This is a genomic window from Methylobacterium sp. 001424705 (genome assembly GCF_059816145.1).
In genome coordinates this window covers 1-4,662 of sequence record NZ_JCBANU010000060.1, presented here as the reverse complement: position 1 = coordinate 4,662, position 4,662 = coordinate 1, and the positions used below count along the sequence as shown (strand labels likewise).

2 protein-coding genes and 2 pseudogenes are annotated in these 4,662 nt (G+C 51.8%); 1 reads left to right on the top strand and 3 read right to left on the bottom strand.

Annotated features, from left to right (window positions below; genetic code table 11):
* A partial coding sequence (locus AC6EUL_RS22585) for a hypothetical protein (protein ID WP_499872839.1) occupies nucleotides 1–1,967 on the bottom strand: 1,967 nt, incomplete at its 3' end.
* 673 nt (nucleotides 1,968–2,640) lie between these two features.
* Nucleotides 2,641–2,811, bottom strand: a pseudogene (locus AC6EUL_RS22580) (IS630 family transposase); the annotation flags it as partial.
* A gap of 75 nt (nucleotides 2,812–2,886) precedes the next feature.
* Here AC6EUL_RS22580 and AC6EUL_RS22575 point away from each other — a divergent pair.
* On the top strand, nucleotides 2,887–3,897 hold the full coding sequence (locus AC6EUL_RS22575; protein ID WP_499872837.1) for an IS110 family RNA-guided transposase: 1,011 nt from the start codon (nucleotides 2,887–2,889) through the stop codon (nucleotides 3,895–3,897).
* 243 nt (nucleotides 3,898–4,140) lie between these two features.
* Here AC6EUL_RS22575 and AC6EUL_RS22570 read toward each other — a convergent pair.
* Nucleotides 4,141–4,593, bottom strand: a pseudogene (locus tag AC6EUL_RS22570) (IS630 family transposase); the annotation flags it as partial.
* Between the last annotated feature and the right edge of the window lie 69 nt (nucleotides 4,594–4,662).

Sequence of the window (4,662 nt, the reverse complement as noted above, 5' to 3'; positions counted from 1 at the left end):
GCGCCTCCGCCTGACAGGGACAGCACGGCGTGTCCGCCGCCATCGAGACGATCTCCGGCGTTCAACGTCGTCGCCGTAGCTGTCACGATCGGGTTCGCGCCGGTTGTTCCTCCCCCGTCATTGTTACCCAGAGGATCGATGATCACAGGAGGCTGTCCAGGAGATCCGCCCGGGCTTGAAGATCCGCCCCCCGATGGTGTCTCCGGTACGCTTGGTAGAGGAAGAGAAAAATCCACAACGGGCGCCTGGGTATCGTCTACTGATAATATTCCACCGCCTGTGATAAAATGCGTGGTTTCTTCAGGCGTTAGGCCGCTGTCTGAGGCAAAGAAATTCTGTAGAGCCGGAACAATACCGCTATAAACGACGTCTCCATAGAAAGCCCCAGAAGCATCAACTGCGGGAGCTAAACCTTTTTGAATTTTATCATACAGCTCTCCTGAATAAGCATCTATCGCAACAATTACTTTGTCCGAAATCAATCCATAGGTTTTCTGCGCTTCCGCGGGAAGCTTCGATTTAACGGTATTGAGGGTATATTCTACGGGTATTTTTAATAGCTTGCTAAAATTTTCTCGCGACGTTTTATAAACATCGTCTGTCTGTTGCAACTCTTTAGCATAATTTATCTCGATCTGAATCAGTTTCACCAGTTTTGCTGCGTCATTGAAACCTATATGTTTCAATGTGTCTCCAACTGTGCCGAGTATACTTCCTGCAGCACCGAGAAACTCGATTGTTTTCGCTTTTATCTCTCGATCTGAAAACTTAAAATAATCGACGTAAGAATAAGTTAAAGTCTCCGAAGAGTCTTTGTTATACCATTCGCCTTGTGTTTTATCTGGATTTGATAGCAGGTAGCTTAGCTTTCCAACATTATTTGTATAATCAACAGCCTTTCCCTGAAAAACTACTCTGTTTATTGCAGAAATACCTGATTGCGCGACGCCAGTGAAGTCGTCGTGCCCTCCGTTTAGGACAAATTTATTGCCTTGCGCCCCTGCCGCAAATAAATCGTCGCCGCTACCACCCTCAACATCATTGAATCGATGCATACCACCTGCAATAATGGTCACTTCATTCGGATTTGTCTCCGCATGAAATACAGTCTCATCACTCCAACTGGAGTAAGAGCCATATCCTAAAGCCGACTTCTGATTTGAAAGAAAAGAATTAATGGAAAAATTACTATCAGGTAGATGGATTACATCATTGCCACCACCAGCATGAAACATATCACTTTTAAGAAGAATAGATTTTAATTCGCTATCAGACAGATTATCGAAATCTACTGAGTCATAAGATTTAGAAAAAAGAGAATAGTAATAATCGACAGGCAAATAGACGTATTTTGGTAGTGTAACTGTGCCACTTAATTCACTTTGGAACCTTGTAATAGAGTTAGAGCTTGATACGTCCCCTGTGACGGTACCGCTTGATACTGTCTGAATTGGTGAAAAGAAGTTTGAAATATAAGAACTAGCTTCTTGACCGGCGGGAACTACAACGTAATTACCACTGTAGGTCGCGCTGATACCTACTTCCGAACGGCTTATTACGGTTCCATCGAGCAGAGTGGGTTCATAAATGACTAAATTATGCGCTTCTCCGTCATAATGATTTTTATAGTCAGATATAAAAGAAGTAAAAATTAATTTATCTGACTGAGGGGCAGTAAATGTTGAGGATTGACCTTCATATGTAAAAGTACTAGTTTCTTTGCCAGTGAAGCTTACATCGTATGTTCTAAATGGATTGTCTGTAGAGCTAAGACCAGAACCACCGCTAAATATTTGTATGTTCAAATCTCTTCCATCGATATTCGCAAATGCATAAGTGTGATTATCGGTTCTATGGTTGATTGTGCCTGGCGCAAGAAGATCTTTATAAACCGGAGTTAGACTCAGGTTAAACTGTCCATAAATGTAATTAAAATCCAGTCGGTTTGAGCTTGTTTGACTTGACATTTTAACACCGGTTCGAAGGAGAGTATTTTAGATACAGTTGGACGTACGATTTTGTTCACTCATATAAATGAAAGACAGTCTCTTTGCTCTTTTATCGTCGAACTACATATTAGAAAAAAGTAGACATTTGATATTATTTAAATCTAATATAGGAACATTTGGTATATTGTGCTTGAAACTCTAGAATAAGTAGACTGAATTGAGATTTTTACTCGAATAAAGTGAGTGATTATGAACTTGCTATTATGTGCCCGATAGGTGTCGTGCGAATACTCCTACACAATCAAATGCGATCAAAATAGGACACTTTGACCGTATTCGTAGGAAAATATGGCACTGTTGCAAACGCGCCAGCATTACAGCTCGTTAGGCATACTGTCCGGGCATGTCGTCTCTCTCTTCGGTTTCAGACTACATTCGTGTGTCGAGCCTAGGTGCTGACGGCCCGTGAGCTAGATGAAGTGTTTATGGCGCAAACTGAGACGTTCGCCGGGCAAGCTGTGAGCTGTCTGGTTCCGTAATCACTCTTTATGAGAATGGCTGCTTCCTACCCTGGCCGTGACAAACGCATTGATCGTGTCCACTGGCGCTGACCAGCAGGCCAATGACGGTGGAGCAGTGGGCCGCTTCAGGGAGGTTGTCGCAAACTGTGGCTTATACCAATTCTCATTGATCAGAACCCATAGGCCCATTCGCGGCGTCCGATCGACATGATGCGCCCGGGTCGGTCGATGAGGGTGTTCCAGGCGTGGCAGCAGTGGTCGAGGATGTCGGCGTAGGATGTGAAGGTTCGATTGCCGAGCCAGTTGTCGCGCATGAACTGCCAGAGGTTCTCGACTGATGGCGTGGATGGCTCCTGCTCCCGGCGTTGCGTTGGAGCATAGTCGGGATGTTGTCGCCTCAAGCTGAGGAGCCACCCATGTCCGAGCTTGCTACGATCGGTATCGACCTCGCGAAGAGCGTTTTCCAAATCCACGGTGTCGATGAAAACGGTCGTGTTCTCATGCGTCGCCAACTGCGTCGAAGTCAGTTGCTCGCGTTTTTCGAGAAACTGCCGCGATGCCTGATCGGCATGGAGGCCTGCGGGGGCGCTCACGACTGGGCGCGGAAGCTTCAGGAACTGGGGCATGACGTCCGGCTGATGCCGCCGTCTTACGTGAAGCCCTACGTGAAGCGCGGGAAGACGGACGCAGCCGACGCGGCCGCCATCTGTGAAGCGGTCACGCGTCCCTCCATGCGGTTCGTTGCCGTAAAGAGCGAAGCCTGCTCGTCGGTCCTGGTCATCCACCGCACGCGGGATCTTTTGGTCCGCCAGCGCACGCAGATCTGCAACGCGATCCGCGCCCACATGACGGAGTTCGGCGTCATCGCAGCGAAGGGGGCGCAGAACGTCCACCGGCTGCGAACGCAAATGCATCAGCTGCCGGAAGCGGCCCGATTGCCCGTCAGCCTGCTCTTCGAGCAGCTGGTCGACACCGACACGCGGATCGAGCGGTTGACGCGTGAGATCGAAGCGGCTCACGCCCAAAGCGAGACGAGCCAGCGTCTGTCGACGATCCCGGGCGTCGGCAAGCTCTCGGCGACGATCATCGCAGCGACGACGCCGGACGTCGGCAACTTCGACTGCGCGAGGGACTATGCCGCCTGGCTCGGCCTGACCCTCAAGCCACATTCCACCGGCGGCAAACAGAGGATCGGGCGGATCTCGAAGATGGGCAACCGGTATATTCGGCGGCTGCTCTATCTGGGCGCCATGTCGCAGATCATGGTGAGATCCAGGTGCGGTCCGAGGCAGGATTGGCTGTCCGACATGCTGGTCCGAAAAAAGACGAAAGTCGCCGCCATCGCGTTGGCGCATCGCATGGCAAGAACAATCTTTGCCGTCCTCAGGGACGGATCACGCTACCAGCCGCAGGCGACTGCTGCCTGAATGGCTGAACGAACGGTCAGGGCGACGTGAGGTGATGGCGAACGAACGGAGAGGAAGAACCAGGACACCCCGATCAATCCGGAGCGCTTTGAGCGCGCTCGATTGAGTGGGACCTGTTCTCCAAGCGGACTTCATCAGGGCGCGCAGCGATCCCGCTGCAGATCAGACGCCGTATACATGGCCGCAGCCGACCAGTTCACCTAAACCGATCGCCATCCTTGACCCGCAGGAGCCATCCATACACGGGTTGAAGTCGGGGGAGTAGGGCGGCAGGTAGAGTAGCCTCGCCCCGGACGCCTCGATGCGTTCGCGGATGCCGCTGACCTTGTGGGCGGGCAGATTGTCGAGCACGACCGTGTCGCCGGGCCTGAGGGCTGGGACGAGAGTTTGTTCGACATAGTCGCGGAAGCGAGCGCCCGTCATCGCTCCATCGAAGAGGGCGGTGGCTGTCAGGCCGCTGGTGCGCAGACCGGCGGTGACCGTGATGGTTTTCCAGTGGCCGAACGGCACCGCGACCCGGCAACGTTCGCCGCGCGGGGCTCGCCCATAGCGGCGGACCATCTTCGTGTTGGTGGCGGTCTCGTCGAGGAACACGAGCTTGTCCGGGTCGAGATCGAGCTGGCGCTCGAACCAGGACAGGCGCGCGGCCTTCACGTCCTCCCGCTCCTGCTCGGCGGCGTAGCCAGTGTTTTTTTCTAGGCTGGCAAATCTAACTGTTGGGCTTGGCGTTCGAGGGCGGTGAGGTAGGCATCGGGATCGCGTCGG